Raw genomic sequence first — 26,250 nt, 5'->3', positions numbered from 1 at the left:
ACCCCGGGCGGGCCGGCCGGCGCACGCGAGCCGAACCGGCGCGGCGGCCCCCCGCGCCCGCGCGACGACGGCCGGCGCGACGACGGCGGGCCCGCCGACGGCGCCGCCCGCCGCCCGCTGCCCCGGGACGCACGCCCGGACGCGGAGCGGCGACGCGGCGCCCCGGGCGAGCGGCGGACGGATCGCGCAGCACGCGGCGCGGCCGGGCCCACCCCGCGCCCGTACGCCGACGGGTACGCGCGCCGCGAGGACGGCGCGGGCTCTGGGCGCGGCGGCGCACGCCGCGACGGCGGCCCGAGCGCGCGTGGCCCCGCGCGCGGGGCCGGCCAGGACCCACCCGGCGCGCGCCCGGGAGCACGGGGCGCCGCCCCGCGCCGCGACGCCGCACGCCCCCCGGCCCCCGACGCCACGCCGTCGGAAGCCGAGCGACTGCGCGCGCGGGGGCCGCACGGGCCGGGAGAGGGCGGCTCGCGCGCGGCCGGACGCTACCGACGCGCGACGAGCCCGAACCAGGACGCCCGCCCGGGCGCTCCCGGTGCCCCGCGCCCCCGCGAGGACCGCCCCCCGCGCGACGCGGCCCGCCCGCGTGAGGAGGAGCGGGCGGCCGGCGCGCCGCGCGCCGCGCGCCCCCGCCAGCCGTACCCGGAGGCCGAGCGGGCCGCCGCCCGTGGTCGCGAGAGCGAGGCCGGCCGGCGCGCCGCCGCCGCGCGCGACCACGAGCCCGTCGACCGCGTCGAGGCCACGCCCGAGGGGCGTCAGGAGGCCGAGCGCGAGCGCCCCGCCCGCCCTCAGGGGCCGGCCGCCAAGCGCCGCCCGCCCGAGCGACCGGGGCCGGGGCGACCCCGCCCGCCCCGCCCGCGCGGTGGTTCGGGCGGTGCCGGCGGCTCGGGCAGGCCGCCGTCGCGGCTGCGCAACCCCCGCCCACGGCTGCGCCTGGTGAGCCTCGCGCTGACCCTGGTGATGCTCGTCTTCGTCGTACGCCTGCTCCAGGTGCAGGCCGTGGACGCCAACGCGTACACGGCCAAGGCCAACGTCAACCGGTACATCCCGGTCACTCTCGCCGCCGAGCGCGGCTCGATCACCGACCGCGACGGCGTGGAGCTGGCCACCACCGTGGACGCGTACGACATCACCGCCGCGCCCGACCTGCTCACCCCCGAGCGGTCCACGGTCCGCGACGCGCCGCGGCAGGCCGCGGCGCTGCTCGCGCCGATCCTGGGCGTCAGCGAGCGCGAACTGGTCGACAAGCTCACGGCCAACCCCACCTCCCAGTACGCCGTGCTGGCCCGGCAGCGGACACCGCAGGTGTGGAACCAGATCAAGGACCTCAAGAGCGCGCTCGCCGACAAGCAGGCCAAGGGCCTGGGCGCCAACGTGCTGGCCGGGATCAACCGCGAGAAGCACAGCAAGCGCGTCTACCCCAACGGCGAGCTCGCCGCCGGCGTGCTGGGCTTCGTCAACGCCCAGGGCGAGGGCAGCGCCGGGATCGAGCAGATGCTCAACGCGGAGCTGGCCGGCAAGGACGGCAAGCGCGTCTACGCCCAGTCCGGCGGCCGACAGGTGCCCACCGGCGACGTGAAGGAACAGCCCGCCGTACCCGGTTCCGACGTCGAGCTCACCATCGACCGCGACCTCCAGTGGGCCGCGCAGAGCGCCATCAGCGAGCAGGTGCGCGAGTCCAAGGCCGACGGCGGCTACGTCGTCGTCCAGGACACCCGGACCGGCGAGATCCTCGCACTGGCCAACGCGCCCGGCTTCGACCCCGCCAACGTCGCCAAGGCCGACCCGGCGGCGCTGGGCAACGCCGCGCTCACCGACGCGTACGAGCCCGGCAGCACCAGCAAGCTCATGTCGCTGGCCGCCGTCCTGGAGGAGGGCGCCGCCACGCCCGCCACCCGCGTCGAGGTCCCCAACCGGCTGCCCCGCGCCGACCGCGCCTTCGCCGACGACATCGACCACCCCACCTGGCACCTGACGCTCAACGGCGTGCTCGCCAAGTCCAGCAACATCGGCACCATCCTGGCCACCGAACAACTGGGCCACAACCAGCCCGAGTCCAACGAGATCCTCTACTCCTACCTGCGCCGGTTCGGCCTGGGCCAGCCCACCGGCCTCGACTTCCCGGGCGAGACCGCCGGCATCCTGGCCAAGCCGCGGGACTGGAGCGCCTCGCAGCAGTACACGATCCCCTTCGGGCAGGGCCTGTCGCTCAACGCCGTGCAGGCCGCCTCCGTCTACTCCACCATCGCCGGTGGCGGCGAGCGGGTCGTACCGACGCTGATCCGCGGCAGCAAGGGACCCGACGGGCGGTTCACGCCCGCGCCGGCGCCCCAGCGCACCCGCGTGGTCAGCGAGCGCACCGCGCGGACGCTGGCCCAGATGCTGGAGTCGGTCGTCAGCGACCAGGAGGGCACTGGGACCAAGGCCAAGATCCCCGGCTACCGCGTCGCCGGCAAGACCGGCACCTCCAACCGGGTCGACCCCAAGACCGGCCGCTACCACGGCTACACCGCCTCCTTCGCCGGCTTCGCGCCCGCCGACAAGCCACGGGTGACCGTCTACTGCGCCGTCCAGAACCCCACCAAGGGCAGCTACTTCGGCGGCCAGATCTGCGGACCCATCTACAAGAAGGTCATGGAGTTCGCGCTCAAGTCCATGCGGGTGGCCCCCACCGGCAAGCAGGCCGCCCGGCTGCCCGTCACGTACCAGCCCGGACAGTGAGCGCGAAGCGCCGTGAGTACGATCACCCCCGGCCCCGGGAACCGCGGCCCGCGCCCCCCGGCACACCCCCCGCCCGGCCTGCCGGCGAGCGCGCGCGACACGCCGTTCGCCGCCGGTCGCGGCGGCGTGCCCGAGCGCCCCGCGCCTCCCGTCACACCCGGTCGCACCGGGGTGAGCCCGGCTTTCGCGCACGCTGCGCCCCGGCCCCCCTCATTTAGCGGCGGACCCCACGGGCCCGGTACGCTCACCGCCGTGCCACACGCTGATCAGTCTCAAACCACCCAGAAGGACGCCGCCCCGGTCTACCCGGGTCCGCCCCGCCCCGCCCGGGTCCGCCCCACGCCCCTCGCGGAGCTGGTCGCTCAGCTCGGCATCGAGGTCCCGGCGGCAGCCGAGGAGGGCGCCGCGGCCACCGGCATCACCCACGACTCCCGGGCGGTACGTCCCGGCGACGTCTACGCCGCGCTCTCCGGCGCCCGCGTGCACGGTGCCGACTTCGCCGCCCAGGCCGCCGACCTCGGTGCCGTCGCCGCGCTGACCGACCCGGCCGGAGCCGAACGGGTCGTCGCGGCCGGACTCCCCGCACTGGTCGTACCGGACCCACGGGCCAGAATGGGGGCGCTGGCGGCCACCATCTACGGCGAGCCGGGCGAGGACCTGCTGCAGATCGGCATCACCGGCACCTCGGGCAAGACCACCACCGCCTACCTCATGGAGGGCGGGCTGCGCGCCGCGCTGGCGTCCGACGCCCCGGACCGGCCCACGCACCAGGCGGGCCCGTCCGACCAGGCGCGGCTCACCGGCCTCATCGGCACCGTGGAGACCCGCATCGGTGACGAGCGGATCAAGTCCGAGCGCACCACGCCCGAGGCCACCGACCTGCAGGCGCTGTTCGCGGTGATGCGCGAACGCGGCGTGCGCTCGGTCGCCATGGAGGTCTCCAGCCACGCCCTGGTCCTGGGCCGCGTGGACGGCTGCGTCTTCGACATCGCCGTCTTCAACAACCTCAGCCCCGAGCATCTCGACTTCCACCCGGACATGGAGGACTACTACCGGGCGAAGGCGCAGCTGTTCACCAAGGCCCGCAGCCGGGCCGCCGTCGTCAACTACGACGACGAGTACGGGCAGCGGCTGGCACGCGAGACCCAGATCCCGGTCACCACGTTCTCCGCCGAGGGCCACCCGGACGCCGACTGGCGCGCCGACGGCGTCGAGGTCGGCCCGCTCGGCTCGACCTTCACCGCCCTCGGCCCCGAAGGCCAGGCGGTGCGTGCCGCGGCCCCGCTGCCCGGCCCCTTCAACGTCGCCAACGCGCTCGCCGCGATCACCGCCCTGGTCGTCGCCGGGATCGACCCGCAGACCGCCGCCGACGGCGTGGCCGCCGTGCCCGGTGTACCGGGGCGCCTGGAGCGCGTGGACGCCGGCCAGCCCTACCTCGCCGTCGTCGACTACGCGCACAAGCCCGACGCGGTCGAGTCCGTCCTGCGCGCCCTGCGCAAGGTCACCGACGGCAAGCTGCACGCGGTACTCGGCTGCGGCGGCGACCGCGACCCGCACAAGCGTCCCGCCATGGGCGCGGCGCTGGCCCGGCTCAGCGACACCGCCGTCCTCACCTCCGACAACCCGCGCTCCGAGGACCCGCTGGCGATCCTGGCCGCGATGCTCGCCGGCGCCGCCGAGGTGCCCAGCCACGAGCGCGGCACGGTCCTGGTCGAGGAGGAGCGCGCCGCCGCCATCGCCGCGGCCGTCGCCCGCGCCGAGCCCGGCGACACGGTCGTGGTGGCCGGCAAGGGGCACGAGCTCGGCCAGGACATCGCCGGGGTGGTCCGCGCCTTCGACGACCGCCAGGTACTCCGCGAGGCCATCGAGACCGCCCACCACCACCCGGGCCACCCGCACCGCGCACCCGCGCCCGGCGCCTCTCGTACGCAGCACCACGACGACCAGGGATGACCCACCGCCATGCGCGCATCACCCTCTCCCAGGCAGCTCACGGGAACCGCCGGAGGTGACCTGTGATCTCGCTGTCCCTCGCTGAGGTCGCCGCCATCGTCGGCGGGCAGCCGCACGACATACCGGACCTCGACGCGCGGATCACCGGGCCCGTCGTGATCGACTCCCGCGAGGTGCGCCCCGGGGGCCTGTTCGCCGCGTTCGTCGGCGAGCGGGTCGACGGGCACGACTACGCCGAGCGCGCCGTGGCCGACGGGGCGGTGGCGGTCCTCGCCACCCGACCCGTCGGCGTACCCGCCCTCGTGGTGGACGACGTGGTGGCCGCGCTCGGCGCGCTCGCGCGCGCCGTCGTCGAGCGCCTCGGCGCCCGCGTCGTGGGCCTGACCGGCTCGGCGGGCAAGACCAGCACCAAGGACCTGATCGCCCAACTCCTGGAGCGACACGGGCCGACCGTGTGGACGCCCGGCTCGTTCAACAACGAGATCGGCATGCCGCTGACCGCGCTGCGCGCCGAGGACACCACGCGCCACCTGGTGCTGGAGATGGGCGCCCGGGGCATCGGCCACATCCGCTACCTGGCCGAACTGACACCGCCACACATCGGCCTGGTGCTCAACGTCGGCACCGCGCACATCGGCGAGTTCGGCGGCCGGGAGCAGATCGCCCAGGCCAAGGGCGAGCTCGTGGAGGTGCTGCCGGCGGCGGACGCGGGCGGGGTGGCCGTACTCAACGCGGACGACCCGCTGGTGCGTGCCATGGCCACGCGGACCCAGGCCGAGGTGGTGCTCTTCGGTGAGACCTCCGAGGCCCACGTGCGCGCCGAGAATGTCCGGCTTACCGATCTCGGACAGCCCAGCTTCACGCTTCACACACCCACCGGGTGCGGTGACGTGACCATGCGCCTGTACGGTGAGCACCACGTGTCGAACGCGCTCGCCGCTGCCGCCGTCGCCCATGTGTTGGGCATGTCCGCCCCAGAGATCGCCGACGCGCTCTCCGAGGCGGGACAGCTCTCCCGCTGGCGGATGGAGGTCACCGAGCGCGCGGACGGCGTGACGATCGTCAACGACGCCTACAACGCGAACCCCGAGTCCATGCGTGCCGCGCTGCGCGCGCTCGTGGCGATGGGCTCGGCTCGCCGGGCCCAGGGGGGACGCACGTGGGCGGTGCTCGGTCAGATGGCCGAACTCGGCGAGGAGTCGCTCGCCGAGCACGACGCGGTCGGACGGCTGGCCGTCCGACTCAACGTCAGCAAGCTCGTGGCGGTCGGCGGCCAGGAGGCCGCCTGGCTCGACATGGGCGCCAAGAACGAGGGTTCGTGGGGTGAGGAGTCGGTGCACGTGTCCGACGCGCGGGCGGCGGTCGAACTGTTGCGCACAGAGTTGCGCCCGGGAGACATCGCGTTGGTGAAGGCGTCTCGATCGGTCGGCCTGGAGCAGGTCGCCGCGGAGCTCTTGCGGGAACCGGGCACGGCCGAGGGCGAGGGTGCCGGGCGATGAAGCAGATCCTCTTCTCCGGAGTGATCGGACTCTTCCTGACCCTGGTCGGCACCCCGCTGCTGATCAAGCTCCTCGCCAAGAAGGGCTACGGGCAGTACATCCGTGACGACGGCCCACGCGGCCACCACGGCAAGCGCGGTACCCCCACCATGGGTGGCATCGCCTTCATCCTGGCCACGATCATCGCGTACGCGCTGACCAAGGTGATCACCTCAAGCGAGCCGACCTTCTCCGGCGTGCTCGTGCTCTTCCTCTTCGCCGGCATGGGCCTGGTCGGCTTCCTCGACGACTACATCAAGATCGTCAAGCAGCGGAGTCTGGGCCTGCGCGCCAAGGCGAAGATGGCCGGCCAGCTCATCGTCGGCATCGCCTTCGCGGTCCTCTCGCTCAACTTCTCGGACGCCCGTGGCCAGACCCCGGCCTCCGACAAGCTCTCCTTCACCCAGGACTTCGGCTGGCAGATCGGCCCCGTGATCTTCGTGATCTGGGCGCTGTTCATGATCCTGGCGATGTCCAACGGCGTGAACCTCACCGACGGCCTCGACGGCCTGGCCACCGGCGCCTCGGTGATGGTCTTCGGCGCGTACACCTTCATCGGCGTCTGGCAGTACCAGGAGTCCTGCGCCAACACGCCGACCGCCGGCCCGGCCTGTTACGAGGTACGGGACCCGCTGGACCTGGCCATCGTCGCCTCCGCCCTGATGGGCGCCTGCTTCGGCTTCCTGTGGTGGAACACCTCGCCGGCCAAGATCTTCATGGGCGACACCGGCTCGCTGGCCCTCGGCGGCGCGCTCGCGGGCCTGGCCATCTGCTCCCGCACCGAACTGCTGCTCGCGCTGCTCGGCGGCCTGTTCGTGCTGATCACGATGTCCGTGGTCATCCAGGTCGGCTCCTTCCGGATGACCGGCAAGCGTGTCTTCCGGATGGCACCACTCCAGCACCACTTCGAACTCAAGGGCTGGAGCGAAGTGCTGGTGGTGGTCAGATTCTGGATCATCCAGGGCATGTGCGTGATCGTCGGCCTCGGCATCTTCTACGCGGGCTGGGCGGCGGCCAAGTGACGAGCCAGTACGCCGGACGCCGCATCACCGTCGCCGGCCTCGGCGTCTCCGGGGTCCCCGCGGCGCGCGCGCTGCGGGGCCTCGGGGCCCTGGTCACCGTCGTCAACGGCAGCGACGGCGAGCGCCAGCGCGCCGAGGCCGCCGAGCTCGAAGCCCTGGGCGTCACCGTCCACCTCGGCGACGGCGACACCCTGCCCGAGGGCACCGAACTGGTCGTCACCACGCCCGGCTGGAAGCCCACCAGCCCCCTGTTCGCCGCTGCCGCGGCGGCCGGCGTCCAGGTCGTCGGTGACGTCGAGGTCGCCTGGCGGCTGCGCGCCGAACAGGACCGCGCCCCCGCCCCCTGGCTGGCCGTCACCGGCACCAACGGCAAGACCACCACCGTGCGGATGCTCGCCGCCATCCTGGAGGCCGCCGGCCTGCGCACGGCCGCCGTCGGCAACATCGGCGTCTCCCTGTTCGACGTCGTCCTCGGCGAGCGGGAGTACGACGTCCTGGCCGTCGAGCTCTCCAGCTACCAGCTCCACTGGGCCCCCTCGCTGCGCGCCCACTCCGCCGCCGTGCTCAACCTGGCGCCCGACCACCTCGACTGGCACGGCTCCATGGAGGCGTACGCCGCCGACAAGGGCCGCGTCTACGAGGGCAACCAGGTCGCCTGCGTCTACAACGTGGCCGACCCCGCGACCGAGGAGCTGGTGCGGGCCGCCGACGTGGCCGAGGGCGCCCGCGCCATCGGCTTCACCCTCGGTACGCCGGGCCCCTCCCAACTCGGTGTCGTCGACGACATCCTCGTCGACCGCGCCTTCGTGGAGAACCGCCAGCGCCAGGCCCAGGAGCTGGCCGAGGTCGGCGACCTGCCCTCGCCGGCCCCGCACAACATCGCCAACGCGCTCGCCGCGGCGGCGCTCGCCCGCGCCTACGGCGTGCCGGCCGCCGCCGTCCGCGCGGGGCTGCGCGCCTTCCGCCCCGAGCCGCACCGCATCGAGCGCGTGGCCACCGTGGACGGCGTCGACTTCGTGGACGACTCCAAGGCGACCAACACGCACGCCGCACAGGCGTCGTTGGCCGCGTACGAGTCCAGCGTGTGGATCGCGGGCGGCCTGGCCAAGGGCGCCACCTTCGACGAGCTGGTCAGCGCGTCGGCCGGTCGGCTGCGCGGCGCCGTCCTGATCGGCGCCGACCGCGCGCTGATCAGGGGCGCCCTGGCGCGACACGCCCCGCAGGTCCCGGTGGTCGACCTCGACCGGACGGACACTGGGGCGATGTCCGCGGCGGTCCAGGCGGCCGTCGGACTCGCGGAACCGGGCGACACGGTGCTTCTGGCCCCCGCGTGTGCCTCGATGGATATGTTCACCAACTACAACAAGCGCGGCGAAGCGTTCGCCGACGCCGTGCGTGCGCTCGCCCCCGGACGAGCCGCGCACGAGTAGCCGTTGGTCCCCGTGCCGTGGACCACGGCGCCGCACACCAGTGGAGGGGACACCGAGATGATGGCCGACGACTCCGCGCGCCCCGCCACCCGTGGCCCGAGGTGGCCCCGACGCCCCCGCGCCGGCCTGCCCCTCGCGCGCCCGGCGCTGGCCGGACCCGCACTGGCCGGACCCCCGCTGGCCAGCGCCGGGGGCCCGCCGCCGGGCGACCCGCCCGGCATCCGCCTCGCGCTCCGTGGCAAGGCCGCCGCGCGCCCGCCGCGCGCCGGCGCGCCCCGCCGCCCCGCCGGCGGCGGCCCCACCGGGCGCCCACCTCGGCCCGGTCCGCCCCGCCGTAGCCCGCTGGTGGCGCTGGCCCGGCTGCGGGAGCGCCTGCGGCGGGCCTGGGACCGACCGCTGACCGCCTACTACCTCATCCTGGGCGGCAGCGTCCTGATCACGGTGCTCGGCCTGGTGATGGTCTACTCCGCCTCCCAGATCAAGGCGTTGCAGTCCGGGCTCGCCCCCTCGTTCTTCTTCCGCAAGCAGTTGCTCGCGGCCGTCATCGGCGGGCTGTTGATGGTGATCGCCGTCCGCCTGCCCATCAGGCTGCACCGGGCCCTGGCCTATCCGCTGCTGGCCGTCTCCGTCTTCCTGATGTGCCTGGTCCAGGTGCCGGGGATAGGAGTGGCGGTCAACGGCAACCAGAACTGGATCTCCGTCGGCGGCCCGTTCCAACTCCAGCCCAGCGAGTTCGGCAAGCTCGCGCTCGTGCTGTGGGGCGCCGACCTGCTCGCCCGCAAACAGGACAAGAACCTCCTCGGCCAGTGGAAGCACCTGCTGGTGCCGCTGGTCCCGGCCGCCTTCGTGCTGCTCGGGCTGATCATGCTGGGCGGGGACATGGGCACCGCGATCATCCTGACCGCGGTCCTGTTCGGGCTGCTGTGGCTGGCCGGCGCACCGACCCGACTCTTTGTCGGCGTCCTGGGCGCCGCGGCCGTCATCGGGCTCGTCCTCATCAAGACCAGCGCCAACCGCATGTCGCGCCTGGCCTGCATCGGCGCCACCGATCCGGGTTCCAACGACCAGTGCTGGCAGGCCGTGCACGGCATCTACGCCCTGGCCAACGGCGGATGGTTCGGTTCCGGGCTTGGCGCCAGTATGGAAAAATGGGGTGAACTCCCCGAGCCGCACACGGACTTCATCTTCGCCATCACCGGCGAGGAGCTCGGCCTGGCGGGGACGCTGTCAGTGCTCGCCCTCTTCGCGGCTCTAGGCTATGCGGGTATCCGCGTGGCCGGACGCACGGAGGACCCCTTCGTGAGGTATGCCGCGGGAGGTGTGACCACCTGGATCACGGCGCAGGCCGTGGTCAACATCGGTGCGGTGCTCGGCCTGCTGCCGATCGCCGGTGTCCCCCTGCCGCTGTTCTCCTACGGAGGTTCAGCGCTGCTGCCGACCATGTTCGCCATCGGTCTGCTGATCGCCTTCGCGCGTGCGGAACCCGGTGCCCGAGCTGCGTTGGCCATGCGGCAGCCTGGGGTGAGATGGAAGACGATGAGACGGCGCGTCAAGAAACGTCCGTCCGGAGAGCGGTGAATTTCGGTGCATGTCGTACTCGCCGGTGGGGGGACCGCCGGCCACATCGAGCCCGCGCTCGCCCTCGCGGACGCCCTGCGCAGGCAGGACCCGACCGTGGGGATCACAGCGCTGGGCACGGAGAAGGGTCTGGAGACCCGACTCGTGCCCGAGCGGGGCTATGAGCTCGGGCTCATCCCCGCCGTGCCGCTGCCCCGCAAGCCCACGCCCGAGCTGATCACCGTGCCCGGACGGCTGCGCGGCACCATCAAGGCCGCCGAGCAGATCCTGGAGCGGACCAAGGCGGACTGTGTCGTCGGCTTCGGCGGCTACGTCGCGCTGCCCGGCTACCTGGCCGCCAAGCGCCTGGGCGTGCCGATCATCGTCCACGAGGCCAACGCCCGCCCCGGCCTGGCCAACAAGATCGGCTCCCGGTACGCCAAGTTCGTCGCGGTCAGCACCCCGGACAGCAAGCTGCGCAATGCGCACTACGTGGGCATCCCGCTGCGCCGCACCATCGCCACCCTGGACCGCGCCCGGGTGCGGCCCGAGGCCCGCGCCGCCTTCGGCCTCGACCCCAACCTGCCGACACTGCTGGTCTCCGGCGGCTCGCAGGGCGCCAGGCGGCTGAACGAGGTGGTGCAGTCGGTCGCGCCGTTCCTCCAGCGCGCCGGCATCCAGATCCTGCACGCGGTCGGCCCGAAGAACGAAATGCCGCGCGTCGACAACATGCCCGGAATGCCGCCCTACATCCCGGTACCGTACGTGGACCGGATGGACCTGGCGTACGCCGCGGCCGACATGATGCTCTGCCGCGCGGGCGCCATGACCGTGGCCGAACTGTCGGCGGTCGGGCTGCCGGCCGCCTTCGTCCCGCTGCCGATCGGCAACGGCGAACAGCGGCTGAACGCCCAGCCGCTGGTCAAGGCCGGTGGCGGGCTGCTCGTGGACGACGCGGAGCTGACGCCCGAGTGGGTGCAGAACAACGTGCTGCCCGTGCTCGGCGATCCGCACCGGCTGTTCGAGATGTCGCGCGCCGCCGCCGAGTTCGGCCGCCGGGACGCCGACGAGCTGCTCGTCGGGATGGTGTACGAGGCGATCGCCGCCCGCCGCGCCGGGTAGCGGCCGATATCGAGGAGGCTTGGGGAGCGTGGCCGGACCGACGACCGCCCAGCGTGGCAGCGCGCACCGTGAGAAACACGCGTCGTCCGGCCCGCCGCCGCCCACCGTGCGCGACCGGCTCGGCCTCCCCAGCCGCCGCACCCTGGTGCTCGCCGCCATCGTCGCCGTACTCCTCGGTGGCGGCGGGACCTGGCTGTTGTACGGCTCCCCGTGGCTGCGCGTGGAGAAGGTGCGGGTGCGGGGCACCGAGGTGCTGCGACCGGCCGAGGTGCGTGAGGTGGCGGCGGTGCCGATGGACTCACCGCTGGTCTCGGTGGACACCGACGCGATGGAGAGGCGACTGCGGGCCAGGTTGCCCCGGATCGACTCCGTACAGGTCGAGCGCGCCTGGCCGAACACAATCAGCCTCAATGTGACCGAGCGTCAGCCGAAACTCGTACTGGAAAAGGCCGGAAAGTTCATCGAAATGGACGCCAAGGGAGTGCGATTCGCCACGGTCGCCAAGGCGCCGCGGGGGATTCCCCGACTGGAAATGGAAGCGGAACGCTCGCCCAGTCTGCGGAGGTTCGGTGAAGAACGGCTGCGCCGCGCCGCCGTCGAGGTCGCGGCCAGTCTGCCGGCCTCGGTGCGCGCGGACACCCGGGTCCTGCGCGTACGCTCCTACGACGCCATCAGTCTTGAGCTGTCGGGCGGCCGTACGGTGCGGTGGGGGAGCCCCGAACGGGGTGAGGCGAAGTCCGTCGCGCTGACCGCGCTCATGAAAGCGGAGCGCGAAGCGGAGCACTTCGACGTCAGCGTGCCGGGTGCCCCTGCGGCGTCCGGGAGTTGACCGGGATTTATCGCCGAGTTGACGCCCGTCGGGGCAGGCCAGCCCCCTGGCTGGCTAGCCCCCCGGGTGATCACATAGGGTGAAAAGAAAAACGGGAGGTTCGGCGTGTTCGTTGAACGCGCGCCACTTGTCGACTTACTGTCCTGTCCCGAAGACTTCACGGAACAGCGACACACATAACCCTAAACTTCAGCGTTAGGGTTTGGGTCGGCAATGAGGACCGCCCCATCGGCATCCGTCGACGCACCGCCACAACAGCGGGGCGGCGACACGTAAATCGAGGCGAGAGGCCTTCGACGTGGCAGCACCGCAGAACTACCTCGCAGTCATCAAGGTCGTCGGCATCGGCGGCGGTGGCGTGAATGCCATCAACCGGATGATCGAGGTCGGGCTCAAGGGCGTCGAGTTCATCGCGATCAACACCGATGCGCAGGCCCTGCTGATGAGCGACGCCGACGTCAAGCTCGACGTCGGTCGGGAACTCACCCGTGGCCTCGGCGCGGGCGCCAACCCCGACGTCGGCCGCAAGGCGGCCGAGGACCACCGCGAGGAGATCGAGGAGGTCCTCAAGGGGGCCGACATGGTCTTCGTCACCGCGGGTGAGGGTGGCGGCACCGGCACCGGCGGCGCCCCGGTCGTCGCCAACATCGCGCGCTCCCTGGGCGCCCTGACGATCGGCGTGGTCACCCGCCCGTTCACCTTCGAGGGCCGCCGTCGCGCGAACCAGGCGGAGGACGGCATCGCGGGCCTGCGGGACGAGGTCGACACCCTGATCGTCATCCCCAACGACCGACTGCTGTCCATCTCGGACCGTCAGGTCAGCGTGCTTGACGCGTTCAAGTCCGCCGACCAGGTGCTGCTGTCCGGCGTGCAGGGCATCACCGACCTGATCACCACCCCCGGCCTGATCAACCTGGACTTCGCGGACGTCAAGTCCGTGATGTCGGAGGCGGGCTCGGCCCTGATGGGTATCGGCTCCGCCCGTGGCGACGACCGCGCCGTGGCCGCCGCCGAGATGGCGATCTCCTCGCCGCTCCTGGAGGCGTCCATCGACGGCGCCCGGGGCGTGCTGCTGTCCATCTCGGGCGGCTCGGACCTCGGTCTCTTCGAGATCAACGAGGCCGCGCAGCTCGTCAGCGAGGCGGCGCACCCGGAGGCCAACATCATCTTCGGCGCCGTGATCGACGACGCGCTCGGCGACGAGGTCCGCGTGACCGTGATCGCCGCCGGCTTCGATGGCGGCCAGCCGCCGGCCAAGGGCAGCCGCGAGAAGGCGCTCGGCTCCTACGGCAGCCGCGACGACGGTCCCGCCGCCGGTCAGCCCGGTCGGCAGGCCGCTCCGGCCGAGTCGCGTCCCGCGTACGGCGGCCTGACCAGCGTCTCCTCCCGTGACAGCGGCGTACCGTCGGGTGCCTCCGGCGAGCCGGTCGACCCCGAGCCGACGCCGGTGGCCGAGGCGCCGAGCGGCTACCCGAGCCAGACGCCGGCCCCGCCGGTCGGTTCGCCGCAGGTGCCCCCGGCCCGTCCCTACCAGGACAGCGCGGCCGAGGAGCTCGACGTGCCGGACTTCCTCAAGTAGCCGGCCACGTGAGCGCGACTGAAGTGACCCACACACAGTGATAGGCCAGCACGAGACGACGAGCGGCGCGCACTTCGCCTTCACCGACCGGTGGGGCGGGGTGAGCGCCGCTCCGTATGACCAGCTCAATCTCGGTGGCGCGGTCGGTGACGACCCGGCGGCGGTACGGACCAACCGCGCCCGCGCGGCCCAGGCGCTCGGCATCGACGCGACCCAGGTCGTGTGGATGCGTCAGGTGCACGGCCGTGACGTGGCCGTCGTCCAGGGACCCTGGGGCGAGGCGCCGGTCCCGGAGGTGGACGCGGTGGTGACCGCGCGGCGGGGCCTGGCCCTGGCGGTGCTCACCGCCGACTGCACTCCCGTCCTCCTCGCCGACCCGGTCGCCGGCATCGCCGGCGCGGCGCACGCGGGGCGGCCGGGGCTCGTCGCCGGTGTCGTTCCGGCGACCGTCGAGGCCATGGTCGAGCTGGGCGCTGCGCCCGCCCGGATCATCGCCCGCACCGGCCCCTCGGTCTGTGGCCGCTGTTACGAGGTGCCGTCGGAGATGCGGGCCGCGGTAGCGGCTGTGGTGCCCGCCGCGCGGGCCACCACGAGCTGGGGCACCCCCGCCGTCGACGTGGCCGCCGGAGTGCGGGCCCAACTCGACGAACTGGGGGTCACGGTGACGGAGTCCTCCGATATCTGCACCCTGGAGTCGGCCGACCACTTCTCCTACCGGCGCGAGCGCGAGACCGGGCGGCTCGCGAGCTATGTCTGGCTTTCGCAGGCGTCCGACGAGGCTGGGGAGGCGACGCGGTGAGCGACCGCAGGCGGGAGTTGGCGGACAACCTGGCCCGGGTGGAGGAGCGGATCGCCGCCGCGTGCGCGGCCTCCGGCCGGGAGCGTTCCGAGATCACGCTGATCGTGGTGACCAAGACCTACCCGGCCAGCGACGTACGGCTGCTCGCGGAGCTCGGGGTCCGCGAAGTCGCCGAGAACCGGGACCAGGACGCCGCGCCCAAGGCCGCCGCCTGTGCGGACCTGTCCCTGCGGTGGCACTTTGTGGGGCAGTTGCAGACGAACAAGGTTCGTTCCGTAGCCAGTTACGCTGGCCTCGTGCAGTCGGTTGACCGGAAACGACTGGTCAGCGCGCTCTCGACGGCCGCGACGCGGGCCGGGCGCGAGCTCGACTGCCTGCTCCAGGTGGCCCTTGACGCGGAGTCCGGGGACGCCGGGGGCAGGGGCGGTGTCGCGCCGGACGGCGTGGCCGAACTCGCGGACGCGGTGGCGGGGGCCGAAGGGCTGCGGCTGCGCGGACTGATGACGGTCGCTCCGCTCGCGGGCCCGTACGAGGGCCGGCCACGGGCGGCGTTCGACCGGTTGGCGCAGATCTCCGCGGGCCTGCGCGCGGCTCACCCGGCCGCGACCATGGTTTCGGCGGGAATGAGCTCCGACCTCGAAGACGCCGTCGCGGCCGGTGCGACACATCTACGCGTCGGCACTGCGGTGCTCGGAGTCCGACCCCGGCTCGGGTAACGTCGCCAAGCAAGTCGGACCACAGTAGAAAATATGGTCATTCCCGCCAAGAGGTGGGCAGGCCGCGTGGATTAGGCAGCTGGTGGCGGAAGCGATCCACCACAGAGCGGAGGACGCAGAGAATGGCCGGCGCTATGCGCAAGATGGCGGTCTACCTCGGCCTCGTGGAGGACGATGGGTACGACGGCCGGGGATTCGACCCCGACGACGACTTCGAGCCCGAACCCGAACCGGACCGTGCGCGGCGGCAACACCAGCCGGAGACCGAGTCGCGAGCGGACGTGGACGAACCGGTACGAGTCGCCCACCCGCCCGCGCAGCGTGAACCCGCTCCGCTCGTAGCGGAAACCGGGCGCCCCGCTCGCATCGCCCCCGTGGCGTCTATCACACCCGAACGTCAAAGCCTGGAGAAGAACGCACCGGTGATCATGCCCAAGGTCGTGTCCGAGCGGGAGCCCTACCGCATCACCACGTTGCACCCTCGTACCTACAACGAGGCCCGTACCATCGGGGAACACTTCCGCGAGGGCACACCCGTGATCATGAATTTGACTGAGATGGATGACACTGACGCGAAGCGGCTCGTCGACTTCGCGGCCGGTCTAGTCTTCGGTCTGCACGGAAGTATTGAGCGGGTGACGCAGAAGGTGTTCCTGTTGTCGCCTGCTAACGTCGATGTCACGGCGGAGGACAAGGCCCGTATCGCAGAGGGCGGGTTCTTCAACCAGAGCTGAGACGCAATACCTGGCAATCACGGCCGCAAGGCCACGTACGAGCAAGGGGAGAGGGACGCGCGGGGATGGGCATCGCACTGGACGTGATCCACGTCGCGCTGTTGGTTTTCCTGGTCGTGTTGATCTTCCGGCTGGTGATGGACTACGTGTTCCAGTTCGCCCGCTCATGGCAACCCGGCAAGGCGATGGTGGTGGTCCTGGAGGCCACTTACACTGTCACCGATCCACCACTCAAGCTTCTGCGGCGGTTTATCCCGCCGCTGCGTCTCGGGGGCGTGGCGCTCGACCTGTCCTTCTTCGTACTGATGATCATCGTTTACATCCTGATCTCCGTCGTGAGTCAGCTGTGAACGTTACGGTCTTGCCGATTGCCGACGACAACGTTGAGGTGAAGAAGAGATGCCGCTGACCCCCGAGGACGTGCGGAACAAGCAGTTCACGACCGTCCGCCTCCGAGAAGGCTATGACGAGGACGAGGTCGATGCCTTCCTCGACGAGGTCGAGTCGGAACTGACCCGACTGCTTCGCGAGAACGAGGACCTGCGGGCCAAGCTGGCCGCCGCGACGCGTGCCGCCGCGCAGAACCAGCAGCAAGGCATGCGTAAGCAGGAGCAGCAGGACCGGCCGGGCGCGCCTGTGCCCGCCGCCATATCAGGACCGCAGCCGGTGCCGCCTCAGCAGCAACAGCAACAGATGGGCGGCCCGCCCCAGTTGCCTGGTGGCGCACCGCAGCTTCCGGCAGGCCCCGGCGGTCACGGCCCGCAGGGTCCGCACGGCCCCGGCCCGATGGGCCAGGGTGGCCCCGGTCCGATGCAGCACGGCGGCCCGATGGGGGGCCCCATGGGTCCTGGTGGCCCGCAGCTTCCGCAGCCCGGGCAGGGCCCCGGCGGCGACAGCGCGGCCCGTGTGCTCTCGCTGGCACAGCAGACCGCCGACCAGGCGATCGCGGAGGCCCGTTCCGAGGCCAACAAGATCGTCGGCGAGGCGCGTAGCCGTGCCGAGGGTCTGGAGCGCGACGCGCGGGCCAAGGCCGACGCGTTGGAGCGGGACGCGCAGGAGAAGCACCGCGTGGCGATGGGCTCGTTGGAGTCGGCCCGCGCGACGCTGGAGCGCAAGGTCGAGGACCTGCGGGGCTTCGAGCGCGAGTACCGCACGCGGCTCAAGTCGTACCTGGAGAGCCAGCTGCGCCAGCTGGAGAACCAGGCCGACGACTCGCTGGCCCCGCCGCGTACGCCGGCGACCGCCTCGCTGCCGCCGTCGCCCTCGATGAGCGGCTCCATGGCCGCGGCCGGTGCGAGCTCCATGGGCGGTGGCGGTGGCCACACCATGGGTGGCAACCAGAGCATGGGTGGCAACCAGGGCATGGGCGGCAACGGCGCCCCCTCGTACGGCGGGCAGCAGCAGATGTCCCCGGCGATGACGCAGCCGATGGCGCCGGTGCGACCGCAGGGTCCGCAGCCGATGCAGCAGGCCCCGTCCCCGATGCGTGGTTTCCTGATCGACGAGGACGACAACTGATCACCGCGACGGCGCGCCGTTAGGCGCTCATCGTCGGCAGCACAACGGGCCGGGCCCCTGGGATCTCCCAGGGGCCCGGCCCGTTGTGGCGTCGGGGCGCGTTCGGCCCGGGCGTACGTCCCCCGTGGTGCTGAACCGGTGTCAGCGGGGCCGCGTTCGCCCGCTCGTGTGGAGTGCGGGCCCGGCGATGGGTCAGTCCGGGGGAGTACGGCCGCGGCGTGGCGGCCCGTCCTTCGCGTGTCGGCGGCGGGGCCCGGCGTGGAGTCGTGGTCCGTCCCCCGCTACCTGTCGGTCGTGGCGGGCGGCCCGCCCCGTGGGGTGCGCGGGCGAAGGCGCGCCGGGGTGGCCGGATGGGGCGGGCCTGGTGGGGAACGACGGCGCCCCCTTCCCCGGCGGGGAAGGGGGCGCCGGTCGGGCGGGTCGGGTTACGCCTTGCGCAGGCGGAACGTCAGTCCGAGCGGTTCGTCGACGAACGGCTCGCCGTAGCTGTCGTCGGCGTCGCCCTGGACGAAGTCGGTGCCCAGTACCTCGTCCGCGATGAGCGCGGTGTGCTCGACGATCGCCGCCGCGGTCTCCGGGTCCGGGGCCGTCCAGCGCACGGCGATCCGGTCCGCCACGTCCAGCCCGGAGTTCTTGCGCGCCTCCTGGATGAGCCGGATGGCGTCCCGGGCCAGGCCCGCGCGGCGCAGCTCCGGGGTGATCTCCAGGTCGAGGGCGACGGTCGCGCCCGCGTCGGAGGCCACCGACCAGCCCTCGCGCGGGGTCTCGGTGACGATGACCTCCTCGGGCGCCAGCTCCACGCGCTCGCCGTCGACGGTCACCGCCGCGGTGCCCTCGCGCAGCGCCAGCGAGAGCGCGGCGGCGTCGGTGTCGGCGATGGCCTTGGCCACCGCCTGGACGCCCTTGCCGAACCGCTTGCCCAGCGCGCGGAAGTTGGCCTTGACCGCGGTGTCCACCAGCGAGCCGCCCATCTCGGACAGCGAGGCCAGCGAGGTGACGTTGAGCTCCTCGGCGATCTGCGCGCGCAGCTCGTCGGGGAGGGTCTCGAAGCCCGCGACGCCGATCAGCGCCCGCGACAGCGGCTGTCGGGTCTTGACACCGGACTCGGCGCGCGAGGCGCGGCCCAGTTCGACCAGCCGGCGCACCAGCAGCATCCGCTCCGAGAGGGTGGGGTCGATCAGCTCCGAAACGGCCTGCGGCCATGTCGCCAGGTGCACTGACTCCGGCGCCTGGGCGTCGACGGGAACCACCAGGTCCTGCCAGACACGCTCGGTGATGAACGGGACGAGCGGGGCCATGAGTCGGGTCACGGTCTCCACCGCCTCGTGCAGCGTGCGCAGCGCCGCCGCGTCACCCTGCCAGAAGCGCCGGCGGGAGCGGCGTACGTACCAGTTGGACAGGCCGTCCACGAAGGCGGAGAGCAGCTTGCCCGCGCGCTGCGTGTCGTACGCCTCCAGGGCGGCGGTGACCTGGTCGGTCAGCGCGTGCAGTTCGCTGAGCACCCAGCGGTCGAGCAGCGGGCGCTCGGTCGGCGCCGGGTCGGCGGGGCTCGGGGCCCAGCCGGAGGTGCGGGCGTACAGGGCCTGGAAGGCGACCGTGTTCCAGTAGGTGAGCAGCGTCTTGCGCACGACCTCCTGGATCGTGCCGTGGCCGACGCGGCGAGCGGCCCACGGGGAGCCGCCCGCGGCCATGAACCAGCGGACGGCGTCGGCGCCGTGCTGGTCCATCAGCGGGATGGGCCGCAGGATGTTGCCCAGGTGCTTGGACATCTTGCGGCCGTCCTCGGCGAGGATGTGGCCGAGGCAGACCACGTTCTCGTACGAGGACTTGTCGAAGATCAGCGTGCCGACGGCCATCAGTGTGTAGAACCAGCCGCGGGTCTGGTCGATCGCCTCGGAGATGAACTGCGCCGGGTAGCGCTTCTCGAACAGCTCCTTGTTCTGGTACGGGTAGCCCCACTGGGCGAAGGGCATCGAGCCCGAGTCGTACCAGGCGTCGATGACCTCCGGTACGCGCTCCGCCGTCAGCGAGCAGCCCTCGTGCGTGCAGGTGAAGGTGACCGCGTCGATGTACGGGCGGTGCGGATCCAGGCCCGACTGGTCGGTGCCGGTCAGCTCGGTGAGCTCGGCGCGGGAGCCGACGCAGGTGAGGTGGTTCTCCTCGCAGCGCCAGATGGGCAGCGGGGTGCCCCAGTAGCGGTTGCGGGACAGCGCCCAGTCGATGTTGTTGTTGAGCCAGTCGCCGAAGCGACCGGTCTTGACCGACTCGGGGAACCAGTTGGTCCGCTCGTTCTCCTCCAGGAGACGGTCCTTGACCGCGGTGGTCCGCACGTACCAGGAGGGCTGGGCGTAGTAGAGCAGGGCCGTGTGGCAGCGCCAGCAGTGCGGGTAGCTGTGCTCGTACGCCACGTGCCGGAACATCAGGTCGCGCGCCTGGAGGTCGGCGACCAGGGCCTCGTCGGCCTTCTTGAAGAACTGCCCGCCGACCAGCGCGATGTCCTCCTCGAAGGTGCCGTCCGGGCGGACCGGGTTGATCACCGGCAGGCCGTAGCCCCGGCAGGTCCTGAGGTCGTCCTCACCGAAGGCGGGGGCCTGGTGGACCAGACCGGTGCCGTCCTCGGTGGTCACGTAGTCGGCGCAGACGACGAAGTTGGCGTCCGCCAGCTCCACCAGTTCGAAGGGGCGCTGGTAGGCCCAGCGCTCCATCTCGCGCCCGGTGAAGGACGCCCCGGTCGCCTCCCAGCCCTCGCCCAGCGCCTTGGCCAGCAGCGGCTCGGCCACCACCAGCTTCTCGCGGCCGTCGGTCGCCACCACGTACCGCACGTCGGGGTGGACGGCGACGGCGGTGTTGGACACCAGCGTCCACGGCGTGGTCGTCCAGATCAGCAGTGCGGCGTCGCCCGCCAGCGGGCCCGAGGTCAGCGGCAGCCGCACGTAGACCGACGGGTCGACCACGGTCTCGTACCCCTGGGCCAGCTCGTGGTCCGAGAGGCCGGTGCCACAGCGCGGACACCACGGGGCGACGCGGTGGTCCTGGGTGAGGAGCCCTTTGCCGAAGATCTCCTTCAGCGACCACCACACGGAGTCGACGTACTCCGGGTCCATCGTGCGGTACGCGTTGTCGAGGTCGGTCCAGTACCCCATGCGCGTGGTCAGCTCGGCGAAGGCGTCGGTGTGTCGGGTCACCGACTCGCGGCACTTCGCGTTGAACTCCGCGATGCCGTACGCCTCGATGTCCTTCTTGCCGTTGAAGCCCAGCTCCTTCTCGACCGCCAGCTCGACGGGCAGCCCGTGGCAGTCCCAGCCGGCCTTGCGGGCGACGTGGTAGCCGCGCATGGTGCGGAAGCGGGGGAAGACGTCCTTGAAGACGCGGGCCTCGATGTGGTGGGCGCCCGGCATGCCGTTGGCGGTGGGCGGGCCCTCGTAGAACACCCACTCCGGCCGGCCCTCGGACTGCTGGAGCGACCGGTCGAAGATCTTGTTCTCGCGCCAGAAGTCGAGTACGGCGTGCTCCAGGGCGGGCAGGTCGACCTGGGCGGGCACCGGGCGGTACTGCGGCGGCTGCGACGACTGTGGCGTCATGAGGGGATCTCTTCCTCCGGCGGAACGGCTGCTGCGTGGTCCGTCGGAGGGACGAGAGCAACGACTGCTCCCGCGGTACCACCCTCCTTGGCCGTGAGCACCGCTCACGGCCCCCTCATTGGGGTCGCGCTGTCGGCTCTACTCGCCTCCGCCGAGCGGGGGCTTTCTTCCGACGACTCCGGGGTGATCTTCACGTCGCGCTGGCCCCCGGGCTCGCACCGCCCCCGAGTCGCTCCTGGCCGCCTACGGCGCTACTCGTCCCCTTCTCCGCCTCTCGCTGCGCCCAGTGTACGACCCGACCGGCGCGCGGCCCACCGCATTACCGCCGCCCCGGGCCCTCGCCGCCGCCGGCCGCGGGCTCGTCCCCGCACCGGCCGACCGGCCCGCGCGGACGGCCCAGCCCGGCCCCGGGCGTCGTGGCCGGCGGGGGCGGTGACGTGGCCGGCGGCCGGATTACCCCGCGTGCGGTGGGGCACAACGGATGAGACCGGTCTGCCAGGCGAAAGGCCGGCCGCCGCGTCCTACCGGGGGAGGGGCTCGGCGCCCCGGAAGGCGGCGTGCCCTGTTGCCGCGTGGTGAGAGTCGTTTTATCGTTCCGGCACGATTCGCGCGCAAGGTCACCATATGTGAAGGGGTTGCGGCCATGGTGGCGAAGAAGCCCGCCGTGCGGCACTCCACGGCACCGGCCCCCGAGGCCGCCCCCACGCAGCCGAACACCCCCGAACCGCCGCCGCCCACGGACCAGGGACCACCGACAGACGCGGCCGAGCCGCCCACGCCGCCGGCCGGGCGGGCGTCGGGTGAGCGGACCCCGACCGCGCCGCCGGCCGGCGAGGCCCCCGTGAAGAAGACGGCGAAGAAGGCCGCGCCGAAGAAGACGGCGAAGAAGACGGCGAGGAAGGCCACGGCGGCGAAGGCGGCCAGGGCCCCGGCCGGGAAGACGCCGGCCGGGAAGACGTCAGCCAAGAAGGCGGCGGCCGGGAAGGTCGCGGCGAAGGTCCCGGCCGGCGAGGCCGCCCCCACGCACACGAGCACGGCCAAGAAGGCTGCACCGGCCGCGAAGGCGGTGCCCGCGAAGAAGACGGGAGCCCAGAAGGTGGCTGCGAACGAGACTCCGGGTGGGGCGTCGACCGCCAAGCGTGCCGGTTCGGAAGGAGCCGCGCTGCCGGGTGCGCGCGCCGCCGCCGGGCCCGGCGAGCTGGCCGTACGACCGGGCGAGGAGCCCTGGACGCCGGCCGAGGTACGGCAGGCGCACGTCGCGCTGCGGGAGGAGGCCGAGCGGCTGCGCGCCGAGATCCGGGCGTCGGAGGAGGCGCTCAGTGGTCTGATGCGCGACTCCGGCGACGGGGCGGGCGACGACCAGGCCGACACCGGCACCAAGAACGTCACGCGCGAGCACGAGATGGCCCTGACCAGCAACGCCCGCGAGATGCTGCTCCAGAGCGAACGCGCGCTGGCGCGGCTGGAGGCCGGCACGTACGGATTGTGCGAGAACTGCGGCAAGCCGATCGGCAAGGCCAGGATGCAGGCGTTTCCGCGGGCCACGCTGTGTGTGGAGTGCAAGCAGCGACAGGAGCGCCGCTGACGGTCCGCCGCCCGGGGTGTCGTACCCTCGTGCTCTACCGGGCGTGGCGTGGCGCCCGGGGAGCGACGTAGAGGGACTTACGTGACAGAGGCGGAGCAGGCCATCGGAACGCCGGAGCCGGACGAGCCCGAACAGGCGGCCAGGACGGCGCCGACCGATGCCGCGCGGGAGCCCGACGACGCCACGACACCCTCGGGCGCCTCCGTGGCGGAGCCGGGCGCGGCCGACGGAGTGGGCAAGCGGCGGATTCTCGTGTTGCTCTCGGTCGCCGCGGTGGCCTACCTCTTCGACCTGGTGACCAAGATCGTGGTGGTCGCCGAGCTGGAGCACGAGGGCGCGATCGAGCTGCTCGGCACCTGGCTCCAGCTTGAGGTGATACGCAACCGGGGCGCGGCCTTCGGCTTCGGCGAGGCGATGACGGTGGTGTTCACGTGCATCGCCACCATCGTGATCGTGGTGATCGCGCGGATCGCCCGCAAGCTGTACAGCGTGCCGTGGGCGATCGCGCTGGGACTGCTCCTCGGTGGCGCGCTGGGCAACCTCACCGACCGGCTGCTGCGCTCGCCCGGCGGTTTCAAGGGCGCGGTCGTCGACTTCATCGCCCCCGCCCACTTCGCGGTCTTCAACCTCGCCGACTCCGCCATCGTCTGTGGCGGCGTCCTCATCGTGATCCTCTCCTTCCGTGGCCTGGACCCGGACGGCACGGTGCACCGGGACTGACCGCGTCGCGAACGCGTGCCGCCACGCCCGGAGCGGGCGCTCGCCGGGGCCGGACCCGGGGCACGAGCGTGCGAGGGCGTGGCGGTCGTCCGGCATACTCGTCGGGTGAGCACGCTTCCCGAGATCCGCACGCTGCCCGTACCCGATGGCCTGGAGGGCGAACGCGTCGACGCCGCGCTGGCCCGCATGTTCGGCTTCTCCCGCACCAAGGCGGCCGAGCTGGCCGCCGCCGGGAAGGTGCGGGTGGACGGCTCGGAGGCCGGCAAGTCCGACCGGGTCTCCGGCGGCGCCTGGCTGGAGGTCGAGATGCCGCGGGCCGCGCCGCCGGTGCGGGTCGTGGCCGAGCCCGTGGAGGGCATGGAGATCGCCTACGACGACGAGGACATCGTCGTCGTGGTCAAGCCGGTCGGTGTCGCCGCGCACCCCAGCCCCGGCTGGAGCGGGACCACCGTCATCGGCGGCCTCGCCGCCGCCGGCTACCGCATCGCCACCTCCGGCGCCGCCGAGCGCCAGGGCATCGTGCACCGGCTCGACGTCGGCACCTCGGGGCTGATGGTCGTGGCCAAGTCCGAGCGCGCCTACACGCTGCTCAAGCAGCAGTTCCGGGAGCGCACGGTGGACAAGCGCTACCACGCGCTGGTGCAGGGTCACCCGGACCCGATGAGCGGCACGATCGACGCGCCGATCGGTCGGCACCCCAGCGCCGACTACAAGTGGGCCGTCATCGCCGAGGGCAAGCCCAGCGTCACCCACTACGACCTCATCGAGGCGTTCCGGGCCGCGAGCCTGCTGGACATCAAGCTGGAGACGGGGCGTACGCACCAGATCCGCGTGCACATGGCCGCCCACCGGCACCCGTGCGTCGGGGACCTGACCTACGGCGCCGATCCGACGCTGGCCAAGCGGCTCGGGCTGACGCGGCAGTGGCTGCACGCCGTGCGGCTGGGCTTCGAGCACCCCTCCGACGGGCGGTGGGTGGAGTTCGCGAGCACCTACCCCGACGACCTCCAGCAGGCCCTGGACCGGGTGCGGGCCGAGAGCGCCTGAGCGGCCCCGACGTCGGTCGGCCCGCGCGGCCGACGACGGACGGGGTGCCCACGTTGGCCCCGCGTCTCCCTCGTGCGCGGGGCTGGGCAGGGCGTATGACGGACCACGGTGGCAGGCTGGAGGCCGTGATCGTCTGATCGTCGTCGGGGAGGCGCGGCCCGTGGACCAGTTAGCCCTGCTGCTCCTGTTGTTGCTCGGGGCCGTGGTGATGGTCCCCATCGGGGAGCGGATCGGCCTGCCGCCGCCGGTGCTGATGACGCTCATCGGGGTGGGCCTGGCGCTGGTGCCGTGGGTGCCCAACGTCGACGTCGATCCCGAGCTGATCCTGCCGCTGGTGCTGCCGCCGCTGCTGTACGCGGCCGTGCAGCGGACCTCGTGGCGGCAGTTCGCGGCCAACAAGCGGGCCATCTTCCTGCTCGCCGTCGCGCTGGTCTTCGTCACCACCGCCGCCGTGGCCGCCCTCGCGCACGCCATCGTGCCCGGACTGCCGCTGGCCGGCGCCGTGGTGCTGGGCGCGCTGGTCGCCCCGCCGGACCCGGTCGCGGCCACCGCCGTGGCCGGGCGGCTGGGCCTGCCGCGCCGCATGGTCTCCATCCTGGAGGGCGAGGGGCTGTTCAACGACGTCACCGCCATCGTGCTCTACCACGTGGCGCTGACCGCCGCCGTCAGCGGCAGCTTCTCGGTGCCGGCCGCCGCCGGGACGCTGGCCCTGTCCGCCGTGGTGGCCGTCGCCGTCGGGTTGGGTCTGGGCTGGGCGACGGCCCGGCTGATGGGGCGGCTGGAGGACCCGACGCTCCAGATCGGGCTCACGCTGCTGGTGCCCTTCGCGGCGTACGTGCTCGCCGAGGAGTTCCACGGCTCGGGCGTGCTCGCCGTGCTCACCACCGCCCTGTTCCTGACCGAGCACGCGATGGACGCCGACGACGTGCTGGGGCGGCTGGCCGGGCGCACCTTCTGGGAGGTGGTGGACACCCTGGTGACCGGCGTGGCGTTCGGGCTGATCGGCCTGGAGCTGCACAACGTGCTGAGCACCGTCTCCGGGCGCTGGGGCGAGCTGCTGGCCACCGGTGCCGCCGTCGTCGGCGTCGTGGTGGGCGTCCGGCTGCTGTGGCTGCTGCCCGCGGCCTGGCTGGCCAGGCGGCTGCACCAGCGCCGGGACTACGACGAGGACATCCCGATGAGCTGGCGGGAGACGGTCATCATGTGGTGGGCGGGCATGCGCGGGGTGGCCTCGGTCGCGCTGGCGCTGGCCATCCCGTTCACCGTGGACGGCGGGGACGCCTTCCCGGCCCGTGACGAGATTCTCTTCATCGCCTTCTCGGTGGTCCTGGCGACCCTGGTCCTGCAGGGCCTGAGCCTGCCCTGGCTGGTGCGCCGGCTGCGGGTGAGCCCGGACGCCAAGGCCGAGGAGGCGTTCGAGCGCGAGCTGGCCGAGCGGGTGCTGGCCGCGACCCGGCGCCGGCTCAAGGAGATCCAGCAGGAGGAGGACCTCCCCGACGAACTGCTGGAGCAGGTCGCCCGTCGCGCCTACGACCTCGGCGTGCGGATCTACCCCGACATCCTGGAGGCCGACCGGCGCGAGGGCCACGAGAAGCGGGTGGCGCGCCTTCGGCGGCTCCAGCGGATCAACAACGAGCTGCTGTCGGCCGCCCGGCACGCGGTGCTGGCCGCGCGCGGCGAGCCGGGCGCCGATCCGGAGATCGCCGACCGGGTGCTGCACCAGCTCGACATGCGTAGCCTGCGTGGCGGGCCGCCGCCCGACCAGACCTGACGCGAGGCGGGGCCAGGCGTCGCACGGG

Annotated in this window: 18 protein-coding genes and 1 pseudogene; 18 read left to right on the top strand and 1 reads right to left on the bottom strand. The window is 72.7% G+C overall.

Translation table 11 applies throughout. The features are described 5' to 3' along the window. Positions 1 to 786: 786 nt before the first annotated feature. The 14 genes and pseudogenes from ACFVFR_RS13460 to ACFVFR_RS13395 all read left to right on the top strand — a co-directional run. A pseudogene (locus ACFVFR_RS13460) lies at positions 787 to 2,721 on the top strand (peptidoglycan D,D-transpeptidase FtsI family protein); the annotation flags it as partial. 252 nt (positions 2,722 to 2,973) lie between these two features. Then, positions 2,974 to 4,674, top strand: a complete 1,701-nt coding sequence (locus tag ACFVFR_RS13455; RefSeq protein WP_383700690.1) for a UDP-N-acetylmuramoyl-L-alanyl-D-glutamate--2,6-diaminopimelate ligase — start codon at positions 2,974 to 2,976, stop codon at positions 4,672 to 4,674. 62 nt (positions 4,675 to 4,736) lie between these two features. Beyond that, the gene (gene murF, locus ACFVFR_RS13450) at positions 4,737 to 6,173 is read left to right on the top strand and encodes a UDP-N-acetylmuramoyl-tripeptide--D-alanyl-D-alanine ligase (protein WP_383700688.1); all 1,437 of its coding nucleotides are present in this window, start codon (positions 4,737 to 4,739) and stop codon (positions 6,171 to 6,173) included. After that, a complete protein-coding gene (mraY, locus tag ACFVFR_RS13445; protein WP_383700686.1) occupies positions 6,170 to 7,234 on the top strand; it encodes a phospho-N-acetylmuramoyl-pentapeptide-transferase in 1,065 nt (354 codons plus the stop codon). Before murF ends, mraY begins: the two co-directional genes overlap by 4 nt. Next, the gene (gene murD / locus ACFVFR_RS13440; protein WP_383700684.1) at positions 7,231 to 8,664 is read left to right on the top strand and encodes a UDP-N-acetylmuramoyl-L-alanine--D-glutamate ligase; all 1,434 of its coding nucleotides are present in this window, start codon (positions 7,231 to 7,233) and stop codon (positions 8,662 to 8,664) included. The genes mraY and murD overlap by 4 nt, the downstream gene beginning before the upstream one ends. Before the next feature lie 57 nt (positions 8,665 to 8,721). Next, positions 8,722 to 10,242: a putative lipid II flippase FtsW gene (gene ftsW / locus ACFVFR_RS13435; protein WP_383700717.1), complete on the top strand. Its 1,521-nt coding sequence runs from the start codon at positions 8,722 to 8,724 to the stop codon at positions 10,240 to 10,242. Between the two features lie 6 nt (positions 10,243 to 10,248). Continuing rightward, positions 10,249 to 11,343, top strand: coding sequence for an undecaprenyldiphospho-muramoylpentapeptide beta-N-acetylglucosaminyltransferase (gene murG / locus ACFVFR_RS13430; RefSeq protein WP_383700682.1), 1,095 nt, complete (start codon positions 10,249 to 10,251; stop codon positions 11,341 to 11,343). 28 nt (positions 11,344 to 11,371) lie between these two features. Beyond that, positions 11,372 to 12,172, top strand: a complete 801-nt coding sequence (locus ACFVFR_RS13425; RefSeq protein ID WP_383700680.1) for a cell division protein FtsQ/DivIB — start codon at positions 11,372 to 11,374, stop codon at positions 12,170 to 12,172. A gap of 298 nt (positions 12,173 to 12,470) precedes the next feature. Next, positions 12,471 to 13,751, top strand: coding sequence for a cell division protein FtsZ (gene ftsZ, locus ACFVFR_RS13420; protein ID WP_383700678.1), 1,281 nt, complete (start codon positions 12,471 to 12,473; stop codon positions 13,749 to 13,751). Between the two features lie 37 nt (positions 13,752 to 13,788). Then, positions 13,789 to 14,550 carry a peptidoglycan editing factor PgeF gene (gene pgeF, locus ACFVFR_RS13415; RefSeq protein ID WP_383700676.1) on the top strand — a complete coding sequence of 254 codons (762 nt, stop codon included), beginning with the start codon at positions 13,789 to 13,791 and terminating at the stop codon, positions 14,548 to 14,550. After that, positions 14,547 to 15,266, top strand: a complete 720-nt coding sequence (locus ACFVFR_RS13410; protein ID WP_383700674.1) for a YggS family pyridoxal phosphate-dependent enzyme — start codon at positions 14,547 to 14,549, stop codon at positions 15,264 to 15,266. Before pgeF ends, ACFVFR_RS13410 begins: the two co-directional genes overlap by 4 nt. A 122-nt stretch (positions 15,267 to 15,388) precedes the next feature. After that, positions 15,389 to 16,000: a cell division protein SepF gene (locus ACFVFR_RS13405; protein ID WP_383700672.1), complete on the top strand. Its 612-nt coding sequence runs from the start codon at positions 15,389 to 15,391 to the stop codon at positions 15,998 to 16,000. Positions 16,001 to 16,065: 65 nt separating this feature from the next. Further along, complete coding sequence (locus ACFVFR_RS13400; protein WP_176161141.1) at positions 16,066 to 16,350, top strand: YggT family protein; 285 nt, start codon at positions 16,066 to 16,068, stop codon at positions 16,348 to 16,350. A 49-nt stretch (positions 16,351 to 16,399) separates the two neighbouring features. Next, positions 16,400 to 17,518 carry a DivIVA domain-containing protein gene (locus ACFVFR_RS13395; protein WP_383700670.1) on the top strand — a complete coding sequence of 373 codons (1,119 nt, stop codon included), beginning with the start codon at positions 16,400 to 16,402 and terminating at the stop codon, positions 17,516 to 17,518. A 425-nt stretch (positions 17,519 to 17,943) separates the two neighbouring features. On the opposite strand, the gene ileS is transcribed toward ACFVFR_RS13395, so the two are convergent. Further along, the gene (gene ileS / locus ACFVFR_RS13390; RefSeq protein ID WP_383700668.1) at positions 17,944 to 21,099 is read right to left on the bottom strand and encodes an isoleucine--tRNA ligase; all 3,156 of its coding nucleotides are present in this window, start codon (positions 21,097 to 21,099) and stop codon (positions 17,944 to 17,946) included. Between the two features lie 643 nt (positions 21,100 to 21,742). Between ileS and ACFVFR_RS13385 the strand changes: the two genes are divergently transcribed. From ACFVFR_RS13385 to ACFVFR_RS13370, 4 genes are all read left to right on the top strand, one after another. Continuing rightward, complete coding sequence (locus ACFVFR_RS13385; protein WP_383700666.1) at positions 21,743 to 22,684, top strand: TraR/DksA family transcriptional regulator; 942 nt, start codon at positions 21,743 to 21,745, stop codon at positions 22,682 to 22,684. Between the two features lie 81 nt (positions 22,685 to 22,765). Beyond that, on the top strand, positions 22,766 to 23,404 hold the full coding sequence (lspA, locus tag ACFVFR_RS13380; RefSeq protein ID WP_383700664.1) for a signal peptidase II: 639 nt from the start codon (positions 22,766 to 22,768) through the stop codon (positions 23,402 to 23,404). 105 nt (positions 23,405 to 23,509) lie between these two features. Next, a complete protein-coding gene (locus ACFVFR_RS13375) occupies positions 23,510 to 24,451 on the top strand; it encodes an RluA family pseudouridine synthase (protein ID WP_383700662.1) in 942 nt (313 codons plus the stop codon). A gap of 160 nt (positions 24,452 to 24,611) precedes the next feature. Beyond that, a complete protein-coding gene (locus ACFVFR_RS13370; protein WP_383700660.1) occupies positions 24,612 to 26,222 on the top strand; it encodes a Na+/H+ antiporter in 1,611 nt (536 codons plus the stop codon). Positions 26,223 to 26,250: the final 28 nt, after the last annotated feature.

Origin of the sequence: Streptomyces sp. NPDC057702 (assembly GCF_042799315.1) — a bacterium.
Classification (GTDB): domain Bacteria; phylum Actinomycetota; class Actinomycetes; order Streptomycetales; family Streptomycetaceae; genus Streptomyces.
The sequence above is the reverse complement of the archived record's forward strand: the minus strand, read 5'-3'. Positions and strand labels throughout refer to the sequence as shown.

Coding starts and splice junctions, on each gene's coding strand:
- mraY (WP_383700686.1), top strand. CDS start 6,170: ATGAAGCAGATCCTCTTCTCCGGAGTGATCGGACTCTTCCTGACCCTG.
- ftsW (WP_383700717.1), top strand. CDS start 8,722: ATGATGGCCGACGACTCCGCGCGCCCCGCCACCCGTGGCCCGAGGTGG.
- ACFVFR_RS13405 (WP_383700672.1), top strand. CDS start 15,389: ATGGCCGGCGCTATGCGCAAGATGGCGGTCTACCTCGGCCTCGTGGAG.
- ACFVFR_RS13400 (WP_176161141.1), top strand. CDS start 16,066: ATGGGCATCGCACTGGACGTGATCCACGTCGCGCTGTTGGTTTTCCTG.
- ACFVFR_RS13395 (WP_383700670.1), top strand. CDS start 16,400: ATGCCGCTGACCCCCGAGGACGTGCGGAACAAGCAGTTCACGACCGTC.
- ileS (WP_383700668.1), bottom strand. CDS start 21,099: ATGACGCCACAGTCGTCGCAGCCGCCGCAGTACCGCCCGGTGCCCGCC.
- ACFVFR_RS13385 (WP_383700666.1), top strand. CDS start 21,743: ATGGTGGCGAAGAAGCCCGCCGTGCGGCACTCCACGGCACCGGCCCCC.